Origin of the sequence: Ralstonia sp. RRA, assembly GCF_037023145.1 — a bacterium.
In the GTDB taxonomy this organism is placed as follows: domain Bacteria; phylum Pseudomonadota; class Gammaproteobacteria; order Burkholderiales; family Burkholderiaceae; genus Ralstonia.
The window spans coordinates 560,989-580,682 of sequence record NZ_CP146092.1 but is presented as its reverse complement, the minus strand read 5'-3'; the positions used below and the strand labels follow the sequence as shown (position 1 = coordinate 580,682).

At 62.5% G+C, this 19,694-nt stretch carries 17 protein-coding genes and 1 pseudogene; 1 reads left to right on the top strand and 17 read right to left on the bottom strand.

Going from position 1 to position 19,694, the window contains the following annotated elements; translation table 11 throughout:
- Positions 1-12: 12 nt before the first annotated feature.
- The 17 genes and pseudogenes from istB to V6657_RS20635 form a co-directional block, all read right to left on the bottom strand.
- On the bottom strand, positions 13-798 hold the full coding sequence (istB, locus tag V6657_RS20715) for an IS21-like element helper ATPase IstB (RefSeq protein WP_004630242.1): 786 nt from the start codon (positions 796-798) through the stop codon (positions 13-15).
- Complete coding sequence (istA, locus tag V6657_RS20710) at positions 788-2,314, bottom strand: IS21 family transposase (protein ID WP_012760797.1); 1,527 nt, start codon at positions 2,312-2,314, stop codon at positions 788-790. The genes istB and istA overlap by 11 nt, the downstream gene beginning before the upstream one ends.
- 98 nt (positions 2,315-2,412) lie before the next feature.
- Positions 2,413-2,898 carry a Mov34/MPN/PAD-1 family protein gene (locus tag V6657_RS20705; protein WP_082170237.1) on the bottom strand — a complete coding sequence of 162 codons (486 nt, stop codon included), beginning with the start codon at positions 2,896-2,898 and terminating at the stop codon, positions 2,413-2,415.
- The gene (locus V6657_RS20700; RefSeq protein WP_137884777.1) at positions 2,895-4,679 is read right to left on the bottom strand and encodes a ThiF family adenylyltransferase; all 1,785 of its coding nucleotides are present in this window, start codon (positions 4,677-4,679) and stop codon (positions 2,895-2,897) included. The genes V6657_RS20705 and V6657_RS20700 overlap by 4 nt, the downstream gene beginning before the upstream one ends.
- A complete protein-coding gene (locus tag V6657_RS20695) occupies positions 4,672-5,718 on the bottom strand; it encodes a cyclic GMP-AMP synthase DncV-like nucleotidyltransferase (protein ID WP_048934703.1) in 1,047 nt (348 codons plus the stop codon). Before V6657_RS20695 ends, V6657_RS20700 begins: the two co-directional genes overlap by 8 nt.
- The gene (locus V6657_RS20690; RefSeq protein WP_160315301.1) at positions 5,711-6,784 is read right to left on the bottom strand and encodes a patatin-like phospholipase family protein; all 1,074 of its coding nucleotides are present in this window, start codon (positions 6,782-6,784) and stop codon (positions 5,711-5,713) included. Before V6657_RS20690 ends, V6657_RS20695 begins: the two co-directional genes overlap by 8 nt.
- Positions 6,785-8,409: 1,625 nt before the next feature.
- Positions 8,410-8,771: pseudogene (locus V6657_RS20685) on the bottom strand (aldehyde dehydrogenase family protein); the annotation flags it as partial.
- A gap of 141 nt (positions 8,772-8,912) precedes the next feature.
- Positions 8,913-9,305 carry a RidA family protein gene (locus V6657_RS20680; protein ID WP_048934706.1) on the bottom strand — a complete coding sequence of 131 codons (393 nt, stop codon included), beginning with the start codon at positions 9,303-9,305 and terminating at the stop codon, positions 8,913-8,915.
- Positions 9,306-9,318: 13 nt separating this feature from the next.
- Entirely contained in the window at positions 9,319-9,741 is a 423-nt protein-coding gene (locus V6657_RS20675) for a thioesterase family protein (RefSeq protein ID WP_048934707.1), read from the bottom strand.
- On the bottom strand, positions 9,738-11,357 hold the full coding sequence (locus V6657_RS20670) for an AMP-binding protein (RefSeq protein WP_048934708.1): 1,620 nt from the start codon (positions 11,355-11,357) through the stop codon (positions 9,738-9,740). The genes V6657_RS20675 and V6657_RS20670 overlap by 4 nt, the downstream gene beginning before the upstream one ends.
- A gap of 26 nt (positions 11,358-11,383) precedes the next feature.
- Positions 11,384-12,559 (bottom strand): acyl-CoA dehydrogenase family protein, encoded by a 1,176-nt coding sequence (locus V6657_RS20665; RefSeq protein ID WP_048934709.1) that lies wholly within the window; start codon positions 12,557-12,559, stop codon positions 11,384-11,386.
- Position 12,560: 1 nt separating this feature from the next.
- Positions 12,561-13,412 carry an enoyl-CoA hydratase family protein gene (locus V6657_RS20660; RefSeq protein WP_048934710.1) on the bottom strand — a complete coding sequence of 284 codons (852 nt, stop codon included), beginning with the start codon at positions 13,410-13,412 and terminating at the stop codon, positions 12,561-12,563.
- Positions 13,409-14,014 carry a MarR family transcriptional regulator gene (locus V6657_RS20655; protein ID WP_048934711.1) on the bottom strand — a complete coding sequence of 202 codons (606 nt, stop codon included), beginning with the start codon at positions 14,012-14,014 and terminating at the stop codon, positions 13,409-13,411. Before V6657_RS20655 ends, V6657_RS20660 begins: the two co-directional genes overlap by 4 nt.
- Positions 14,011-14,778 (bottom strand): SDR family NAD(P)-dependent oxidoreductase, encoded by a 768-nt coding sequence (locus V6657_RS20650; protein WP_048934931.1) that lies wholly within the window; start codon positions 14,776-14,778, stop codon positions 14,011-14,013. Before V6657_RS20650 ends, V6657_RS20655 begins: the two co-directional genes overlap by 4 nt.
- Before the next feature lie 16 nt (positions 14,779-14,794).
- Positions 14,795-17,158, bottom strand: coding sequence for a bifunctional salicylyl-CoA 5-hydroxylase/oxidoreductase (locus V6657_RS20645; protein WP_048934712.1), 2,364 nt, complete (start codon positions 17,156-17,158; stop codon positions 14,795-14,797).
- A gap of 135 nt (positions 17,159-17,293) precedes the next feature.
- Positions 17,294-18,109, bottom strand: coding sequence for a dienelactone hydrolase family protein (locus V6657_RS20640; protein ID WP_048934713.1), 816 nt, complete (start codon positions 18,107-18,109; stop codon positions 17,294-17,296).
- A gap of 15 nt (positions 18,110-18,124) precedes the next feature.
- Entirely contained in the window at positions 18,125-18,583 is a 459-nt protein-coding gene (locus tag V6657_RS20635) for a tautomerase family protein (RefSeq protein ID WP_048934714.1), read from the bottom strand.
- 97 nt (positions 18,584-18,680) lie between these two features.
- Here V6657_RS20635 and V6657_RS20630 point away from each other — a divergent pair, with 97 nt between their 5' ends.
- Positions 18,681-19,652 carry a helix-turn-helix domain-containing protein gene (locus tag V6657_RS20630; protein ID WP_048934715.1) on the top strand — a complete coding sequence of 324 codons (972 nt, stop codon included), beginning with the start codon at positions 18,681-18,683 and terminating at the stop codon, positions 19,650-19,652.
- The last annotated feature ends 42 nt before the right edge of the window (positions 19,653-19,694 follow it).

Here is a 19,694-nt window from a genome sequence, read left to right as displayed (position 1 = left end):
CCCCAAAGGCTGTTAGGTGTCGCTTTGTGCGGGTTGTTTGGCGGTGCGTTTCTCCTTCTTGGGCTGGGTGGTGCTGTGCTTGAAACGATAGCTATCGTTGCCGGTTTCAACAATGTGGCAGTGGTGCGTGAGGCGATCCAATAGCGCGGTGGTCATCTTGGCGTCCCCGAAGACGCTGGACCATTCGCCGAAGCTCAGGTTGGTGGTGATGACGAGGCTGGTGCGCTCGTAGAGCTTGCTGATCAGGTGGAACAGCAATGCGCCGCCGGTCTGGCTGAACGGCAGATAGCCCAGCTCATCGAGGATCACCAGGTCGGCATACATGAGTCGCGTGGCCAGGTGTCCCGGCTTGCCTGAGACCTTCTCCAGTTCCAACGCGTTGACGAGCTCCACGGTCGAGAAGAAGCGCACTCGACGGTGATGGTGCTCCACGGCCTGCACGCCGATGGCGGTGCCGAGATGGGTCTTGCCCGTACCTGGGCCGCCGACCAGCACGATGTTGTGCGCCGACTCGAGGAACTCGCAGCGGTGAAGCTGCCGCACCAGTGCTTCGTTGGCCTCGCTGCAACTGAAGTCGAAGCCGGTCAGGTCTCGGTAGGCTGGGAAGCGCGCCACCTTCATCTGATAGGCCAGCGAGCGCACCTCGCGCTCGGTGAGCTCGGCCTTGAGCAGACGCGACAGGATGGCCACGGCCGACTGGTAGGCCGGCGAGTCCTGCGCCGCCAGGTCGCCCAGCGCTTGTGCCATGCCGTGCAGCTTCAACGACTTGAGCATCTCCAACATGACTTCATGCTGCATGATGCACCTCCCGATCTCGCAAGCTGTCGTAGCGGCCGACGTTGGCCTGCGGTTCGACGTGCAGCGCCAGTGCCTGTGGTGAGGTGATCGGTGCCACGGGCTCGCCTTCCAGGAGGCGGCTGAGGATGTTCAGGATGGTTTGCTTGGACGGGGCACCCGCCTCCAGTGCGAGCTCCACCGCAGTGAGCACGGCCTGTTCGTCGTGCAACAGCACCAGCGCCAGGATCTCGACCATCTCGCGATCGCCACCAGGGCGTTTGAGCAGTGTGGATTGCAGGCGTCGGAAGCCCTCTGGCAGTTCGGCGAACGGTGCGCCGTTACGCAGCGCACCGGGCTTACGCTGCAGCACCGCGAGGTAGTGGTGCCAGTCATAGATTGTGCGCCCCGGAAGATGGCTACGGTCGATGTGCCGCACGTGCTCGGCAATCACCTGGCCTTCGGCCACGAACACGAGCCGATTGGCATAGACGCGCAGACTGATGGGCCGGTTGGCAAACGACGCCGGTACGCTGTAGCGGTTGCGCTCGAAGGTCACCAGGCAGGTTGGTGAGACGCGCTTGGTGTGCTCCACAAAGCCATCGAACGGCTGCCCCACGGGCATCAGGTGTGGCCGCTCCAGCGACCAGGCCTCCCAGAGGGTCATGTCCAGCTCAGGATGGCGGGTCTGCTGCCACAGCCGTACGCACTGGTCGGCCAGCCAGTCATTAAGTGCCGCCAGAGAGCCGAATGCAGGGATGCGTTGCCAGATGCGGTGACGGCTGTCCTGCACGTTCTTCTCTATCTGCCCCTTCTCCCAGCCCGAGGCCGGGTTACAGAACTCGGCGTCGAACAGGTAGTGGCTGACCATGGTGCTGAAGCGCAAGTTGACGTCACGCAACTTGCCCAGGCGCACGCGATCCACGGCGGTCTTCATGTTGTCGTAGATGCCGCGACGCGGGATACCGCCCCAGGCCACAAAGGCGTGGTGATGGGCATCGAACAGCATCTCGTGGGTCTGCAGCAGATACGCGCGCAGGAAGAATGCGCGGCTGTGGCTGAGCTTGAACTGAGCCACTTGCAGCTTGGTGCGCTCGCCGGCGATGACCGCCCAGTCCTCGCTCCAGTCGAACTGGAAGGCCTCACCCTCTGCGAAGCGCAGTGGGATAAAGGTGCCTCGCCCCGACGTGCGGGCTTGCTCCTGTTGCTCCTGGCGCCAGCGGCGAGCGAATGCGGCAACGCGATCGTAGGAGCCGGTGAAGCCCAAGGCACACAGATCAGTGTGGATCTGCTTGAGTGTGCGCCGTTGCTTGCGTGGCTTGTTGGCCTCGGTCTTGAGCCAAGCGGAGAGCTTGGCGGCATGGCCGTCGAGCTTGCTCGGACTCTGCCGTGCAGGATAGGCCGGTGCCGTGGTGTCAGCGCGCAGATAGCGCCTGACCGTGTTCCTGGAGATGCCCAGGCGTCTGGCGATCTCGCGCAGCGGGATCTGGTCGCGAAGATGCCAGCGTCGAATGATGCTCAGTATGGCCACGTCGATCACTCCGATCTCCCGCTCGTTGCCGAGCGGGACAGTGTTCTATACGTGGGTCAACATTCGATGCAAAAACCTACCTCGGGTGGGTCAGGATTCCGTGCAAATCAACACAAAGGCCGACCGATGCTAACAGCTGGCTCAACTGCAGAATCAGTAACGGTACCAACCCATAGCGCATCGGGAAACGTAGACGTGCCAACGATGACCATCAGCACGCAGTTGAGGTCATGACGGGAAGCGCCGTAAATCTGCATCATCTTGTTCTCGTCGCAGCGCGAAGGTGAAGGACGAGACTCGGGATGCGAATGCCAATCCCCAAGATAGTGAAGACCTCTCTGGTGAAAGGACTCAATCTCGCGCTTTTCGGCCGATCGATTCGGGCGAAACGAGAAACGGGAGCGGAGCGAGCCACGGCTGGGGCCGGTAGCCACGCTAACCCTGACAGATTGGCCATCGGTAAAGGTTCCGAAAAGTTGACCACCCGCCTCTGCACTGAACACTTTCTTCTGCTGGAATGATGCAAAAACCGCCAGGCAGTCTGCACTGAAGGTTACCTCGCCAAACCGCGACTGGAATACGACATCTTTCATTGGCAATCCACGCAGACGTCTTCGACCTGTAGCGAAGCGGTGTACGTCCGCTCGAAGCCGTCCTGTTCGCTAAGCAACTCGTGCCATTCCGGCATGATGCCAGCACCTGTAGAGACGAACCCGGTCTTCGCGCCAACCCAGGTCTTGCGCACGCTCCTATCGTGCATACCACCCAAGGCTTCCAGCGTGAGCCGTGTTGCCATGGCGACGGTCACCGACGCGTCGCAAGCTGAGTATGGCTGATAGAACGCACCACAACCTGGCTCCCTAGGAAGGGCGCCACCAAGTTTCGATACTTGGCCGGCATAGTCGCCTGTGGCATTGGTCACGCAGCGCAGGCAACCGCTGCCTGACACGACATAAATGGAATGTCCGGCAAGGGCAAAACGTTCCACCCACGTGAATACCGTAGGCGGAGCTCGGTCTGCCGCAATCATGCCGTTGAGCTTCACGTCGGTAAGCCAGTCACCGGTAGCCGACACGATGATGTCCACTCGACTCCAAAACGTGTCGCCCAGCTCCGCTTTATCCCAATTCGCCTGCAGCGCCTCTACATCAAGGTCGACGAACCGAGAAAGCAACTCATCTTTGACCGCTGCTGCCTTGTTCATACCGACATACTTGGTCCCAAGCACGTGCCGGCCGATGTTCTGCATCGTTAGAAATTCGCCGTCGGCCAAAACTAGCCTGCGAACGCCCGCCTGTGCCAACTGCATCGCGATGGACGCTCCAAGCGCCCCGCAGCCGAAGACAGCCACAGTTGCATTGTCCAGTTCTCGCGGGCGCGCACCGGTTGTGCGTGAAAGCAGAAAATCTGAATCAATGCGCGTCACGCCTGCACGATGAACAGGAAAGGATGCATCCGAAATACGGCGGTAGAGGAGCGTGGAAGAGAAGCGCCTTTTCCTCATGCCTGAAACAAGTTGCTGGCCATGCCCTCGCGGATGAGGGAACGAACGGTTGAGTTCGACGAGACACGCCCCCATCATCGTTTCGCCCTTCCATTCGAACGCGAGTACCGCAAGCAATTGCCAGCTACGCCCAAGTGCTTTGTGAACGAAGTCCAACTGCTCAGGCGCAACGCGACGCAGGAGGTCCAGCAGTTCACGAGAGTTCTTCGGATAGCCCGTCGGGTACAGGGGGCCATCGAGATGCACCAGGAGGCCCTTGGTAAGCTTTTCCTTGTCCACAGCAATACTGCGCTGCCTCAAAAGGAACTCCACATCGTCTTTCGAGTTCGCTACAAACAATGTACGCCGGGACTTCTGAAACCAAATGGGTGCGGTCTCGTTCGTACTCTTCAGCCAGGCCTCAACCTCATAGAATTTCTCAGAGCCTAGCGTCCAGTACGTGACAAATTCGTCAAGGAAGTCGTCGCGATTCTCACCAGATGACCCCGAGGCATACAGCTTGACGGCCTTGTCGAGCATGTGGTCCAGATGCCCAAATGCCAAAGGAACGGCCGGTGAGTTGATTCCGGCGACTAGGCAAAAAATGCCGTCGAACTCAACGTGCGGCATCTCACAGGATGCGGGCTTCCGTACCAGGCCGAACCGCGGCAGACTGTGCGGATACTGCGCGTCAACTCCTACGACCAAGTCCTCCTGCAAACCGGTCAGCGCCGGTGGCAAAATCCAACCCGACACCAGCTTCCGGAGAGGAAAGCGTTCGCGTAGCCACACGCTATCGACCTTGGTCGCAGATGGCCATGCGACGGCAATCGCCTCGGCCAGTGAGGCGACTGCCTGTTCGTGCGCGGCAGGCGAGTGGGCGTCAGGCATACCGCCCTTCACCCCCGTCCTTGAAAAATTGCGTCTGCGGCTCCTGCGAGCCACTCCGAATAAAGCCCGTTGCCCCAACGGCCTGGGACTTCTCAGTGTTCTTCAGATCTTCGATGGCCTCGTCGAAGTAGTCCGTGTTGAAGAAGCTTTTCAGCGCTTGCAGCGCTTCCAGCTCAGTAGCGTTTGAATCGCCGAGCGGCGCCAACGTCGTCTTGGCATCCGCAAGTTTGTCCCGCAGATTCCGCATGTCGGCGTCGTCGTTCGTCTTCGTCACCGAGTCGTAGGGCTTCACGGGGCGAGTCACCGTGAGATTCCACTGAAGGCGAGCATGGATGTCGCACACAAGGTTGTAGAGTGCCAGGTCATCACGGTCCTTCCATCCACCCTGCGGATACTTCTCGTTGGTGAGAATAGAAAGAACGAAACCGCTCGGGAGCGTCCAGGAAATACGACTCTTGCTCCAGGCCTTGAGCAAGCGAACCATGCGACGAAGCTGCCGGCCGTTGGTTTCGTCGGGGCTCTTCTTTGTCGCGCCCACAAACCACTCAGTTACCGCTTCAGGGTCCGATTCTTTCCATTCCGCCGCTGCCAGCTCGTAGACGGTCTTACCGTTGAGTTCCACTTCGCGGTAGACGGGCATGTCGATGGTGAAGCCATCGGCATAGTAGACACGCACGCAGTTGGTCCTGACCTCGGGCGGCGTTTTGAAATCCTTCTTTTCGTTCAGCGCGTCGCACACCATATTCTTGGCCTGGAGCGGGTTGAACTCGCCACCGCGCTCACCTACCAAGTCGCCCTTTGCGAAGACGACGCCGTCGTCAATGTCCGACGTAGCAGCGTTGGCCTGGACCATCGTGTGCATAGCGTAAGAGCCCTGCTTCACGAAGCGCAATGGCGACGGCTTCTTTTGGGCTTTCAATCCATCTTTCAAACGCGTTTCGTTGGACGTGCGACGCTTGCGCATCAGGTCCTTTTGGTCCTCCTTGAGGGCAACCCTTTCGAGGAAGTAGTTGAGCAGATGCTTGTGCACGTTAGCCATTCACGGCTCCTTCAGGTTGTTGAGCAGGAAACGCCTGGATGTTTTGGAAGAACTGCGCGATGAGAGGCTGCGGAGGAGGTGACCCCGCCGTCGCCAAGGAAACATTCAAATCAATGGCCTGGTTGGCGAGTCGCGACAGCAAATCCAGGCACTTCTTAGACGGGTTGTCCAAAGACAGATGCGCCACATCATTGATAGGCACGTCAGGGTCCTTCAGCCGCACGTAGCCAACTTTTCGGCCAGTGAACTGCGCGACAGTCTTCGTTACGTAGTCATATGCGTATGACTGCGCGTCCAAAGCAACCTCGACGATGCCCACGCCAATCTTCCATCCCAGTGCGCCTCGGTCTGCCTGTTGTGGTGTGATGGTGCAGCCCTGGAACGGCGGGCAAGTGCTGACGGACATCAGTTCGATAGGTTGCTCTCCATCGGACATTGATAGCGCTTCAGTAAGGGCGACAAGGGAGGGGTTGTTCGCCCACAGGCCACCGTCTGCGAACCAGTTGAAGGCGCCATCCTTGTCGCCCGGAGACGCGACGCCGTGAATCGGCAAGACCATAGGCGCGGCAGTGGAAGCTAAGCAGACATCAACGAGGCGATAGTTGTTGTCTCTATTCAGTCGGTTGCCATCCTTGTCATGGGGTGTCTTGAAGACCCACGACTTGCTGGTCTCGACGTTGACCGCCGGAACGCAGAGTCCAATGCCGCGGCGCGCATACATCTCGCCGACAGTTTCATCTTGCAGAACATCGTGGAGAGCCGTCTCCAATGGCTTAGGGCTGTTTGCAGCATGGCCAGCATTCTTCATCGCCCACCAGGCCGCTCTCCCTCCAGAGCCGGCGGGGTTGGTGAAGATGTCTTTGGCCTTTTGGCGATACAGCTCAATAACGCGCTTCAAAGGAACGCCGGCTGCCAATGCGGTTGCCAGAATTGCTCCGGTGCTGGTGCCGACAATTAAATCAAACTGTGCACCAAGATCAAACGACTCGGCGTCCGGCAGCCGCTGATTTGCCGCGAACCGCTTTGCAAGTCCCTGGAGCAGCAGCGCTGAGTAGAGTCCGCGCACACCTCCCCCATCTAGCGAAAGTACCCGGTACGGCCGAACTTCCCCTGCGGCGCTGGCAACCATGTGCATCCCTAAAGTGACGGTGAAGCCAATTTATGGGCTTCGCGTCATGTTTTCAATAATTCACAAACAATCAGCATGATCTGGACACTTATTACAATGTGACGTCACTTATCCACAGGCTAGGCTGTGAAAATCGATGAAATAGTGAGTTTTGAATCACTTTCAGCCAGCCAAGTGGCGAAAGAGGTAGGGGCCCGTCTTCGAGCCGAACGCATTCGGCGAGGTATGTCCCAAACCGAGATGGCTGAGCGCGCGGGGCTAAGTACTAGGACCTATCGGCGCTTAGAAGCTGAGGGCGCGGGGACCGTTGCAGCGCTGCTGGCTGTGCTCCGTGTATGCGAACGCTTGCGAGCGCTCCAGGTGTTCCTCCCGCAAGCGCACCTGCCTGAAGTCCGCACACCGCTATCCGCTTCAACGTTGCCGCGCGTTCGGCGCAGCGCCAATCGATTGGACTGCGGAGAAAATAGTCCGCGGGACGCGGACGCGACGTCCTCAACACTGACTACGCGACAGGAGCAGTCCTCCGCGCCGCCGAATTGAACCGCGATAGGCTAGCCAACCTAGTCGAATTGCTCGTGCATGAGCAAGGCTTAGGCTCGGGGCATTCCCTTGCACCACCATCAGCGCGCCCATATTCAACGTCACCTCAGCCAGCAGCTTCTTCAGCTTGGCGAAGTCGACCGCACCCTTGGGTGTGAGCAGTGGTTCGAGACCATTGCGCCAGTTTCCACCATCAACCCGGTCATGCTGACGCGAACTGCGACGCCGCGTCAGCGAGCCAGTAAGCCGCGAACCAAGAAGTCAACCTGAGGTCGTCCGCGACTTCCGACATTCCAAACAGTCAACAAGACTAATCGCGTTCATCACTGGATCGCGGTACCCGATGGTGAGATTTGCCGCCAATGGACCTGTGTCTTGGCGGAGGATCCGACGACGCTGGAAGGGAGGGTAATCCTTCAAGTAATTCGCTCGCTGTTCGCCTTCTGTTTAGGCTCTCGACAAGCGCCAGGACTTGATTCGCCCCGAGAATGACAAAAGGCTCTCGCCTCTGTGTCACCACTTCAATGGAGCCTGCTCTGACACGGTTCAGGACGGCGGTGTAGCTCTCCTTGAAGCGAGAGATCGGCGTACCAGCAATGTTGACCTCTGTTACACCAATGCGCGCGGCAAGAATCCGGAGAGCCCCCTCAAACATTGCGCCCTTGATCTCAGCGGAATCTATTTCTTGGGTCTGGTCTGTCGAAACTTCGCGCATCGTCGCTCCCGCTGGCGGTCGGTTTGAACAATTGTACAGGCGCAGACTTGCAGCAGTTGACCAACTGGTATCAGGGCAAGTGGCTCTCATCGAGGGGGGATTTACATAGACACTTGTCGCCTTCGTGATGCTGCCGGCATCCACGATGCGGACGAAGTATTCGAGATGCCCTGATTCCATTTGAACGAGCCGGGCCCTCGAACTGCCCGACCGTATTTCTGCTGCTGCGCATGGCCACAACAGGCCGTAACTGATCTCTTCGGTGCAGACGATTAGTTCATCTCCTTCGTCTACACCTAATCCCAATTCAAAGGCACAAGCGAATGATCACACTCTTGAGTTCAGTGTAGTGCGCAAGCGCCTCGACCCCTGTTCGCGCCCGTAGCCACTGTCTTTGAATCCGCCACAAGATGTTTGGACGAACCCACCACTGTATTCATTGACAACGATGCGACCAGCCTCGAGCGCGGCCGCAACACGGTGCACGCGACTAATATCCCGGCTCCAGATGCCCGCAGATAGCCCGTAGTCCGAATCGTTGGCAATCCGGATCGCCTCGCTTTCGTCTTCAAACCGGATGACGCATAGCACGGGTCCAAAGATTTCTTCCCGTGCTAGGCGCATATCGTTCCGCACATCCAGATATATCGTTGGCTCAACGAACCAGCCCGTCGCTTCAGCACCAACCGCTTTGCCCCCAACCGCCTGCTTGGTACAGACTTTTTTGTGCAGGTACAAACTTTTTTGTATTGGTACAGACTTTTTTGCACAGGTACAGACTTTTTTGTACGCCGTTACGCCGTTTTTTCTTCAGTCCGGCACCACCGCCGTGACTTCAATCTCCACTTTCGCCCGGTCCTCCACCAGCGCCGACACCTCCACCGCCGTCATGGCAATGCTGAAGCTCCCGATCAGCTCGCGGAACGCCTGGCCGATTTCCGGGTACGCGGCCACGTAGGCTTTCTTGTCCGTCACGTACCAGGTCATGCGCACGATGTGCTCGGGCTTGGCGTTGCCCGCAGCAAGCACCTCGACGATGTTCTGCAGCGCCTGGCGTACCTGGCCGGCAAGGTCATCCGTATGGAACACGCCTTGCGCATCCCAGCCGATCATACCGGCTACGAAGACCATGCGCCCGCTTGCGGACACGCCGTTGGCATAACCTTTCGGGCGCGGCCAGCCGGGGGGGAGGAGTACTTCCATGATGCGATTCCTTCTAGTTCTGTTGTTGGATGCTCGCCTCGATCGCCTGCCGCACATCCTGCGGCACCGCAATCGCGCGATGCGTATTGAGATCGGTAAACACCAGCACCTGCTGTGAGCGCACACGCTGCTCATCACCGGCCCAGCAGTCGAGCGACAGCGACAGCGATTTGCCACCCAACCGGTCCAGCTTCAGCTTGAACTGCACGTCGTCGCCCATGCGGCTGATGGCGCTGAACTCGCAATGCAGCTTGACGATGGGCAGGCCGATACGGCGCGGGCCCAGCATGTTGGCATACGAAACGCCGAGGCCATCGGTAAACCAGTCTTCGACCAGTCCGTTGAACAGTACGAGGTACTGCGGAAAGTAGACGATACCGGCCGGGTCACAGTGGCCGAAGCGGATGCGCGCGACGCGCTCAAAGTGGTAGCTCATGGCTTGTTGTTCTCGCGCAGGCGGTAACGCAGCAGCTTGCCGACTTCACTGCGCGGCAGTGCAGCGCGGAATTCGATGGCACGCGGGTACTTGTACGGCGCCACCGTCTGCTTCACAAAATCCTGCAGCGTCTTGACCATCTCCGGCCCTGGCTCGTGGCCGGGGTGCAGTACCACGAAGGCCTTGACGATCTGACCGCGCTCCTCGTCCGGCACGCCGATCACGCCGCACTCGGCCACGGCCGGATGCTGCATCAGCGCGTCTTCCACCTCGGGCGAGGCGATGTTGTAGCCCGACGAGATGATCATGTCGTCGGTGCGCGAGTGATAGTGGAAGTAGCCTTCCTCGTCCATCACGTAGGCATCACCCGTGAGGTTCCAGCCGTCGCGCACGTAGGCGCGCTGGCGGTCGTCGGCCAGGTAGCGGCAGCCGGTTGGGCCTTGCACAGCGAGGCGGCCGACCGTGCCCGTCGGCACGGTGTTGCCTGCGTCATCCACCACACGCGCAACGTAGCCGGGGACGGCCTTGCCGGTCGCCCCGGGGCGCACATCGGCATCGGCGGCGGAGATGAAGATGTGCAGCATCTCCGTGGCGCCAATGCCGTCGATCAATTCGATGCCGGTGGCGTTCTTCCACAGCGTGCGCGTGGCCACGGGCAGTGCTTCGCCCGCAGAGACACAGCGGCGCAGCGGCGTGGCGCGCAACTCGTCACCTCGGGCAGCGATATTGCGGTACGTGGTGGGCGCGGTGAACAGCACGGTGGCACCAAACGTGCGAATGCCCTCCACAAGATCGTTCGGCGACCCTTTCTCCAGCAGCACCGTCGACGCCCCCACGCTCATCGGAAACAGCAGCAGGCCGCCCAGCCCGAACGTGAACGCCATGGGCGGGCTGCCGATGAAGATGTCGTCAGCACGCGGTTTGAGCACATGCGGCGGCCAGCAGGCGCAGATGGCCATGATGTCGCGGTGGAAATGCATGGTCGCCTTGGGCACACCGGTCGTACCGGACGTGAAGGCGAGCAGGCAGGTGTCATCGGCGGCCGTATCGACATTGGTGAAGGTGGCTGGCTGGCGCGCCATGGCCGCTTCCAATCCTTCCGGCGTGTCATCGTGGAAGCACAGCACCTGCACGGGCTTGGCCGCCTGCGCGACAGCATCCCGCAGTTCATCGAACAGCCGCGCATCACACAGTGCATAGCCGATCTCACCCTTGGCGATGATCTGCCCCAGCTCCTTGGCGCGCAGCAGCGGCATGGTCGCCACCGCAATCGCGCCCACCTTCATCACCGCAAACCAGCACGCCGCCAGCATCGGGCTATTGGGCGAGCGCAGCAACACGCGGTTGCCAGGCACGATACCCATCTCGTTCACCAGCACATTGGCGATGCGGTTGGCGTGCTCTTGCAAGTCCGCATAGGTCCAGCGGATGCCGCCGGGCGCCTGGATGCAGAGGCGGTCGCCCTCGCCTGCTGCCACGCGGCGGTCGAGCAGTTCGGTTGCGCAGTTCAACTGGGCCGGAAACTGCAGCGATGGCAGATCGAAGCGATACACCGGTTGCAGCTCCACCGGCGGCAGGCGGTCGCGGGCGAAGGTGTCGATATGGGCGCTGGGCATGGCGAGCTCTCCGTCTCTGGAACGTATCAGTGCGCTGCGGGCTTGGTGGTGCGCAGGAGTTCGCGCGCGATGATGAGTTGCTGCACTTCGGTCGCACCTTCATAGATGCGCAGCGAGCGGATCTCGCGATACAAGCGTTCGACCGGCTGCTCGCTTACCACGCCCAGGCCACCCCACATCTGCACGGCGGCGTCGATCACCTGCTGTGCGTTCTCGGTAGCGGTCAACTTGGCCATAGCCGCTTCGCGCGTGACGTTGCGGCCCTGATCACGCTGCCAGGCGGCGCGATAGGTCAGCAGCGCAGCGCTGTCGATGGCGGTGGCCATCTGCGCGAGCTTGGCCTGGGTGAGCTGGAAGTCGGCCAGCACGCCGCTGAACATCTTGCGCGTGGTGGCGCGCGTCAGGGCTTCGTCCAGCGCACGGCGCGCAAAGCCCAGCGCAGCCGCAGCGACGGACGTGCGGAACACATCCAGCGTGCGCATCGCCACCTTGAAGCCCTCGCCCGCCGCGCCCACGCGCTGGCTGGCCGGGATGCGGCAATTGGTAAAGCGCAGGCGCGCGAGCGGGTGCGGCGCAATCACGTTGATGCGCTCGGCAATCTCAAAGCCCGGCGTGCCGGCTTCGACGATGAACGCGCTGATGCCGCGCGAACCCGGTGCCTCACCCGTGCGGGCGAACACGACATAGAAGTCCGCAATACCGCCGTTGGAGATCCACGTCTTCTCGCCGTCGAGCACGTAGTCGGTGCCATCCTCACGCGCAGCGCAGGCCATGGCGGCCACGTCGGAGCCGGCTTCGGGTTCGGACAGCGCGAAGGCGGAGATGGCCTCCCCACGCGCCACCTTCGTCAGATAGCGCTCGCGCTGTTCCGGCGTGCCGTGCAGCGAAATCGCGCCCGAGCCGAGCCCCTGCATCGCAAAGGCAAAGTCGGCGAGGCCCGAATGGCGCGCCAGCGTTTCGCGGATCAGGCAGATGGCGCGCGTGTCGATGGTCTCGCCCGCACCACCGTTGGCCGTGCCACCGACCGCATGGCGCAGCCAGCCGGCCTGCCCCAGCGATTTCACCAGCGCACGGCATTCGGCATCCACATCGGGGCCGTGGCCGTGCGGGATGTGCTTCGCGGCCCACGCATCCAGCTCGGCTTCAAGCTGGCGGTGCTTGTCGTCAAAGAACGGCCACTGCAGATAGTCCTTGTCGCTCATGTCAGTTGCCCTCGAATACCGGTTTTTGCTTGGCGACGAACGCGTGGTACGCCCGCGAGAAGTCTTCGGTCAGCATGCAGATGGCCTGCGCTTGGGCCTCGGCCTCGATCGCCTGCTCGATCGTCATAGTCCATTCCTGGTGCAGCATCGTCTTCGTGATGCCGTTGGCGAAGGTGGGGCCGGCGGCCAGGTCAGTAGCCAGCGCTTGCGCTTGGGTCAGCACCTCAGCGGGGTCGCACAGACGATTGAAGAAGCCCCAGCGCTCGCCCTCTTCACCGCTCATCGAACGGCCGGTGTACAGCAGCTCGCTGGCTCGGCCCTGGCCGATGATGCGCGGCAGGATGGCGCACGCGCCCATGTCGCAACCCGCCAGGCCGACGCGGTTGAAGAGGAACGCCGTCTTGCTGCGTGCGGTGCCAAGGCGCAGGTCCGATGCCATCGCCAGGATGGCGCCCGCGCCAGCGCACACGCCATCAATGGCCGCGACAATCGGTTGCGGGCATGCGCGCATCGTCTTCACCAGCTCGCCGGTCATGCGCGTGAACATCAGCAGTTCGGGCGCCTTCAGTTGCACCAGCGGGCCGATGATCTCGTGCACATCGCCGCCGGAGCAGAAGTTGTCGCCCGCGCCCACCAGCACGACGGCCTTCACGTCGTCCGCCCACTTGAGCTGGTGGAACAGGTCGCGCAGCTCAGCATACGAATCGAACGTGAGCGGGTTCTTGCGCTCGGGGCGGTTGAGCGTGATGGTGGCGACACCGCCTTGCACGCTCCACAGAAAGTGCTTGGCCTGATAGCCCGCGAGCGGGCGACGGTTGCCGGCCAAGAGAGCCGGGTCGATACGGTCGGTCATGGTTTGGTCGAGTTCGTTTGAGGTTGATCGTCGCGGGCGTCCAGTTCTGCCTCGCGCGCGGCCAGGTGCATGCGCAGCCTACCGAGTTGTGCGTACAGCGCGTCCTTGTTGGCGAGCCCCAGGCCGTCGAACATCTCGATCAGCCAGCGTTCATGTTCAGCGGCCATCTCGGCAAAGTTCCGGCGGCCGGCGTCGGTGAGCGACACGCGGAAGGACCGGCGGTCGTCTGGATCAGGCTCGCGCTTGACCAGCCCCTCCTTCTCCAACTGGTCGGTCAAGCCGGTGACGTTGCCGCCCGTCACCATCAGGTAGCGCGACAGCACGTTCATGCGCATGCCGTCCGGATAGCGGTCAAGCTGCGCCAGATAGTCGAAGCGCGGCAGCGTGGTGTTGAAGCGCGTGCGCAGGCGCTGGCGGATCTGCTGCTCGATCTGCGTGCTGCAGGCCAAGAGGCGCAGCCAGATCTTCACGTCCATGTGGTCGTCCACCTGCGCGCGGGCTTCCAGGCCGATGCGTTCATCGCCCAGGGCCTGCACCACCTTGTGATAACCGGAGGCGCGGGTGGCGAGCGCGGTCTTGCGGCGGTTGCTTCCGGTACTCACATCACCTCCCCGCCGGAGACCGAGATGGCCTGCCCCGTGATCGACGATGCGCCTTCGGAGCACAGCCAAACCACGGCGTTGGCCACTTCATCGGGCGTCACCAGCCGGCCTTGCGGGTTGCCCTTGGTCAGTTCAGCGCGGGCTTCTTCTGCGCTGCGACCGGTGCGGGCGACGATGCGGTCGATGCTCTCGCGCACGATGTCGGTCTCCGTGTAGCCAGGGCACACTGCATTGACGGTGACACCACGCGCCGCCAGCTCCAGCGCCAACGAGCGCGTGAGGCCAATCACGCCATGCTTGGCGGCCACATACGCCGACACATACGCATATCCACGCTGCCCCGCTGTGCTGGCGATGTTGACGATGCGCCCGCGGCCCGAGGCCTGCACATCGGCCAGCGCGGCCTGTGTACACAGGAACGTGCCTGTCAGGTTCACGGCCAGCATGCGCTGCCATTGGTCGAGCGTGGTCTTGGCAAACGATGCGCTCTCGGCCTGCCCTGCGTTGTTGACGAGGATGGAGATGGCGCCGAGGCCAGCGCGTGCGGACTCGAACGCAGCGGACACACTCACCGCATCCGTCACGTCGCACGTAACGACCTGCGCGCGAGTGCTGTCCGGCAGCGTCTTGGCCGTCGCCTCCAACACCGCTGCGTTACGGCCCATCAGCGTGAGCGTGGCGCCTTGTGCGGCCAGTTGTGTAGCGATGGCCGCGCCAATCCCCCGGCCGGCTCCGGTGACGACGGCATGATGTCCTGCCAGCATCGCGGATGTCGTCACGTCAAACCCCTTGCATGCGGTTGGCCTGCTCCAGCGGCGAGAGCCCCGCCGCCTGCGCCGCCATCGCACGTTCACGTTCGAGATTGCGTTCGAGTTGCAGCTTGCCCGCGCGGTACTGCTTGGGCCACGGCATATCGAGGTAGCCGATGCGTGCGGCTTCGTTCAGCGTCCAGGCCGGGTTGGCCAGGTGCGGGCGCGCCACGGCGCACAGGTCCGCACGGCCGGCGGCGATGATGCTGTTCACGTGGTCCGCCTCGGAAATCGCGCCCACGGCGATGGTGGCGATGCCCGCCTCGTTGCGCACGCGGTCGGCAAACGGCGTCTGAAACATGCGGCCGAACACCGGCTGCTCTTTCTTGCTGACCTGGCCCGACGAGCAGTCGATCATGTCCGCGCCCGCGGCCTTAAAGATGCGCGCAATTTCCACCGCATCGTCCGGCGTGATGCCGCCTTCCACCCAGTCGTGCGCGGAAATACGCACCGACATCGGCTTCGTGCTCGGCCACACCTCGCGCACCGCATGGAAGACTTCCAGCGGAAAACGCAGGCGGTTTTCCAGCGAGCCGCCGTATTCGTCATTGCGCTGGTTCGTCAGCGGCGAGATGAACGACGACAGCAGATACCCGTGCGCGCAGTGCAGCTCCAGCCAATCGAAGCCGGCCTGCGCCGCTAGACGTGCCGAGTGCACGAAGTCATCACGCACGCGGTCCATGTCGTCTCGCGTCATGGCGTGCGACCACTGGCTCACGCCATCCAGATACTGCTGGGGCGATGCCGAGATGAGCGGCCAGTTCTGCCCTTTGTCCAGCGGCAGATCGATGCCCTCCCACGCCACGCGCGTCGAGCCTTTGGCGCCTGCGTGGCCGAGCTGGATGCCGAGCTTCGCATCGCTGTTGCCATGCACGAACTGGACAATGCGCGCCCAGCCGTCGCGCTGGTCGGTGTTCCACAAACCCGGGCAGCCCGGCGTGATGCGCGCGTCGGGCGACACGCAGGTCATTTCAGCCATCACCAACCCTGCACCGCCCATGGCGCGCGCGCCCAGGTGCACGAGGTGGTAGTCCGCCGGCTGGCCGTCTTCACACGAGTACTGCGCCATGGGCGACACCACCACGCGGTTCTTGAGCGTGACGCCGCGCACGGTGAAGGGCGTGAACATCGGCGGCACGGGGCCATGCTCGGGCGCACGTGGCGCGCCGGCCTGCTCGGCAATCCAGTCTTCAAACTGTTCGAGGTAGCGCTTGTCGCGCTGGCGCAGGTTTTCGTGGCTGATGCGCTGGCTTCGCGTGAGCAGCGAATACGCAAACTGCTCGGTCGGCAGGTTGGCGTAGCGGTCGACGTTTTCAAACCACTCGGTCGAGTTGCGCGCCGCGTTCTGGATGCGCAGCACTTCCACGCTGCGCACGGCTTCGTAGTGTTCGAGCGCGCCCTTCAAGTCGCCCGGGTACTGGCCAATGCTGCGCGCGAGTTCAATCGAATCCTCCAGCGCCAGCTTGGTGCCCGAGCCGATCGAGAAGTGCGCCGTATGCGCAGCATCGCCCATCAGCACGACCGGCGTGTTGTTCTCGTTGGTGTGCACCCAGTGCCGGCACACCACGCGCGGAAAGCGAATCCACTGTGCCGAGCCGCGCAGGTGCGTGGCGTTGGAGATCAGCTTGTTGCCATCGAGGTATTTGGCGAACAGGCGCTCGCAGTAGGCGATGGCGTCTTCTTTCTCCATCGTCTCCAGCCCCGCCGCGCGCCACACCTCTTCCGGCGCCTCCACGATAAAGGTGGAGGTCTCGTCATCAAAGCGGTACGCATGCGCCTGGAACCAGCCGTGCTCGGTCTGTTCAAACGCAAACGTAAAGGCCTCGAACAGCTTGTGCGTGCCGAGCCAGACAAAGCGGCAGCGGCGCGTGTCGATATCGGGTTGATACGTGGCGGCGTACTTGGTACGGATGCGGCTGTTCAGGCCGTCGCTGGCGATGATGAGATCAGCGTCGGCATAGGCCGTGTCATCTTGCACATCGGTTTCAAAGACGAGCTTGACACCCTCTTCTTCACAACGCGCCTGCAGGATGTTCAGCAAGCGCTTGCGCCCGATGCCGCAGAAGCCATGGCCACCCGAGCGCACCACCTGGCCGCGGATGTGGACTTCAATGTCATCCCAATGGTTGAAGGCATCGAGGATCTGCGCGGCGCTCTTGGCGTCGGCCCGCTGGAGGTTGCCCAGCGTCTGGTCTGAGAAGACCACACCCCAGCCGAAGGTGTCATACGGCCGGTTGCGCTCCACAACGGTGATGTCGTGTGACGGGTCCTGCAGCTTCATCAGCAGGGCAAAGTACAGGCCAGCCGGCCCACCACCAATACAGACGATCTTCATGACAACGGCTCCGCGTTCGATGCGGTATTACATTAGTCATGAATAGTTTAGTTGTAAAGTAAATTGGCAGAACGACGCCCCTGGGTTTACACCAAAGGGGCGGCGCTGGGCGCACTCCTGGGCACGGTGGACGACTCAGGTAAGGCGCTTCCGGAAGAACGCCAGAATCTCGTCGCGGGCGGCTACCGTAGGTTCTCCGGCGGCGTCGATCAGGTGGGCGGTGACCACGCTGTGCGGACACGGCACATGCTGCGCAAAGAACGGTGGCGGGCTCGAGTGCGCAGCGCTGTCGGGCAGCACGCGCGCCACGAAACGATCACCCAACGCCTGCGCATATGCCGCAAACCGCTGCGCACGGCAGAAGCGGTCGCCCTCAAACCGGTAGGCCAGCACGGTCAGGTCTTCACGCTCCAGCCGCTGGCGCACGGCAGCGACATCCTCCGGTGCAATCTCGATCCCGCCCGGCGCGTTCAACGGCAATGACGGCTGGCACAGCACTGGCGCCAGCATGGCGGGCTCCAGCATCATCGTCAGCGCAAAATTGCCGGTAAAGCACATGCCGATAGCACCCACGCCGGGGCCACCGCACTCTGCATGCGCCAACCGCGCCAGCGCGCGCAGCCACAGCGTGACCGGGCTCGACTGGTTGGCCGCAAACGCGCGGAACTCCGCACTCACGCACGCGTGCCGAAAAACTTCCGCCCCGGCCTCCGCCTCGGGCACCGCACCATCGCGCCCGAACAGCGACGGCATGTAGACCGTCAGCCCCACATCCCGCACCCAACGCGCAAACCGCGCCACGTGCGGGCTGATGCCGGGCATCTCGGCCATGATGATCACGGCAGGGCCCGTGCCGGCCACGTACACGGTTTTGGTGATGCCATCCAGCGTGATCTGGCGACATGCAAAGTCTTCCAGACGATCGTCTTCCTGCAGGTGGTGGCTTGTCATGTGCGGGCTCCGTAGTCAGGCGTGGGTAGCAAGGTGCTGCAGATGCGCATAGCCGGATGCCCTGGCGAAATCGGGCAGCATCCACAACGCGCCGTTCACGCCCCAGGTGCCGTCTGCCACGTCGTGCAGCACCACCGAGGTGACGGTGCGCCGGCCATCGGCAGCCGGCAGTGTCTGCGCAAAGGCGTCATGCATCTGCTGCACAAACAGCGCGCGGGCGGCAGCATCCAGTACCCCGGCTGGTACGCAGACGAAGGCCAGGCACGGCACGATCTGCGCTGATAGATCCGCACCACCACACCACCACGCGCCAGCCGCCACCTCTTCCACGACCACCCAGGTGGTCAGGCGCTTGCGCGGGTCTTCGGGAATCTGCTCCGCCAGTGCCGCAGCTTCGGTCATGCGGCGGGCAAGCGCGGCGCGTGCGGCGCCATCAAAGGTATCGGCAGGAATCTTGACGAGGATGTTTGGCATGCAGACAACCGTGCGTGTTGTGGGAATGCCAGCATTGAACGCCGATGGCCGCTAGACTGGCAGTGTCGATTTCGACATCTTTCAGGCAAATTCGGTCATGACGGATTTCACCATCCTCGTCCTCTCCGGCGCGTATGCCACCAGCGTGGCAGCCACGCTGGACGTTCTGCACGCGGCGTCGACGCTTGCGCCGCGCGTGAAGGCGGCACGCCCAACGTGGCGCGTGCTGTCGGCAGACGCTCCCAATGTGCGGCTGAGCAGCGGCATGCAGATCGATGCAGCAACCTTGCCCAAGCGGCCCCGGCCTGATAGCAGCACGTGGGTCGTGCCTGGGCTCGGCATTGACGATGCCGGTGCCCTGGCCGCACGCCTGGCGCGTGACGATGCCCTGCGGGCAGCACGCACCCTGGCCACACATGCCGCAGCAGGCGGCCACGTGGCGGCATCGTGTTCTGCGGTGTTTCTGCTGCAGGCAGCCGGGCTGCTGCCAGAGCGCCGTGTGACGACCTCATGGTGGCTGGCCGCCACGCTGCAGCAGTTGGAACCCGCATGCACGGTCGATGCGGATCGCATGGTCTGCGCCGATGGCCCCGTCAGCACCGCCGGCGCCGCCTTCGCGCAGACTGATCTGATGCTGCACCTGCTGCGCACACGCTTTGGCGTGGCGCTGGCCGATGCCGTGGGGCGCGTACTGCTGATCGATGGCCGCCACGCGCAGGCGCCGTTTGTGGTGCCTGCCATGCTGGCCAACGGCAATGCACTCGTCGGCCGGCTGGTGGCGCGCATTGAAACCGCCCTGCCCAACCCGCCCAGCGTGCAGGCGCTAGCCGACGAATTTGCCATGTCGCAACGCACGCTGTCGCGGCACGTGCAGGAAGCCACCGGCAGAAGCACCCTCGCCCTGATACAGAGCGTGCGCCTGAACCGCGCCCGCATGCTGATCGAGTCCAGCCGCATGACCATCGACCGCGTGGCCGAAGCCGTGGGCTACGAAGACGCCACCGCCCTGCGGCGCCTGATGCGCAAGGTGTCGGGCGCCAACCCGAGCCAGTACCGGCCAGCGGCCTAGGGTTACAGGCCGTTACACAAGAATCCATCCGGCCTTAATTGT

Bases quoted from the DNA above. Each gene is read 5' to 3' on its own strand.
- istB (WP_004630242.1), bottom strand. From the start codon at position 798: ATGCAGCATGAAGTCATGTTGGAGATGCTCAAGTCGTTGAAGCTGCAC.
- V6657_RS20705 (WP_082170237.1), bottom strand. From the start codon at position 2,898: ATGAAAGATGTCGTATTCCAGTCGCGGTTTGGCGAGGTAACCTTCAGT.
- V6657_RS20700 (WP_137884777.1), bottom strand. From the start codon at position 4,679: ATGCCTGACGCCCACTCGCCTGCCGCGCACGAACAGGCAGTCGCCTCA.
- V6657_RS20695 (WP_048934703.1), bottom strand. From the start codon at position 5,718: ATGGCTAACGTGCACAAGCATCTGCTCAACTACTTCCTCGAAAGGGTT.
- V6657_RS20680 (WP_048934706.1), bottom strand. From the start codon at position 9,305: ATGGAAGTACTCCTCCCCCCCGGCTGGCCGCGCCCGAAAGGTTATGCC.
- V6657_RS20675 (WP_048934707.1), bottom strand. From the start codon at position 9,741: ATGAGCTACCACTTTGAGCGCGTCGCGCGCATCCGCTTCGGCCACTGT.
- V6657_RS20670 (WP_048934708.1), bottom strand. From the start codon at position 11,357: ATGCCCAGCGCCCATATCGACACCTTCGCCCGCGACCGCCTGCCGCCG.
- V6657_RS20665 (WP_048934709.1), bottom strand. From the start codon at position 12,559: ATGAGCGACAAGGACTATCTGCAGTGGCCGTTCTTTGACGACAAGCAC.
- V6657_RS20660 (WP_048934710.1), bottom strand. From the start codon at position 13,412: ATGACCGACCGTATCGACCCGGCTCTCTTGGCCGGCAACCGTCGCCCG.
- V6657_RS20650 (WP_048934931.1), bottom strand. From the start codon at position 14,778: ATGCTGGCAGGACATCATGCCGTCGTCACCGGAGCCGGCCGGGGGATT.
- V6657_RS20645 (WP_048934712.1), bottom strand. From the start codon at position 17,158: ATGAAGATCGTCTGTATTGGTGGTGGGCCGGCTGGCCTGTACTTTGCC.
- V6657_RS20640 (WP_048934713.1), bottom strand. From the start codon at position 18,109: ATGACAAGCCACCACCTGCAGGAAGACGATCGTCTGGAAGACTTTGCA.
- V6657_RS20635 (WP_048934714.1), bottom strand. From the start codon at position 18,583: ATGCCAAACATCCTCGTCAAGATTCCTGCCGATACCTTTGATGGCGCC.
- V6657_RS20630 (WP_048934715.1), top strand. From the start codon at position 18,681: ATGACGGATTTCACCATCCTCGTCCTCTCCGGCGCGTATGCCACCAGC.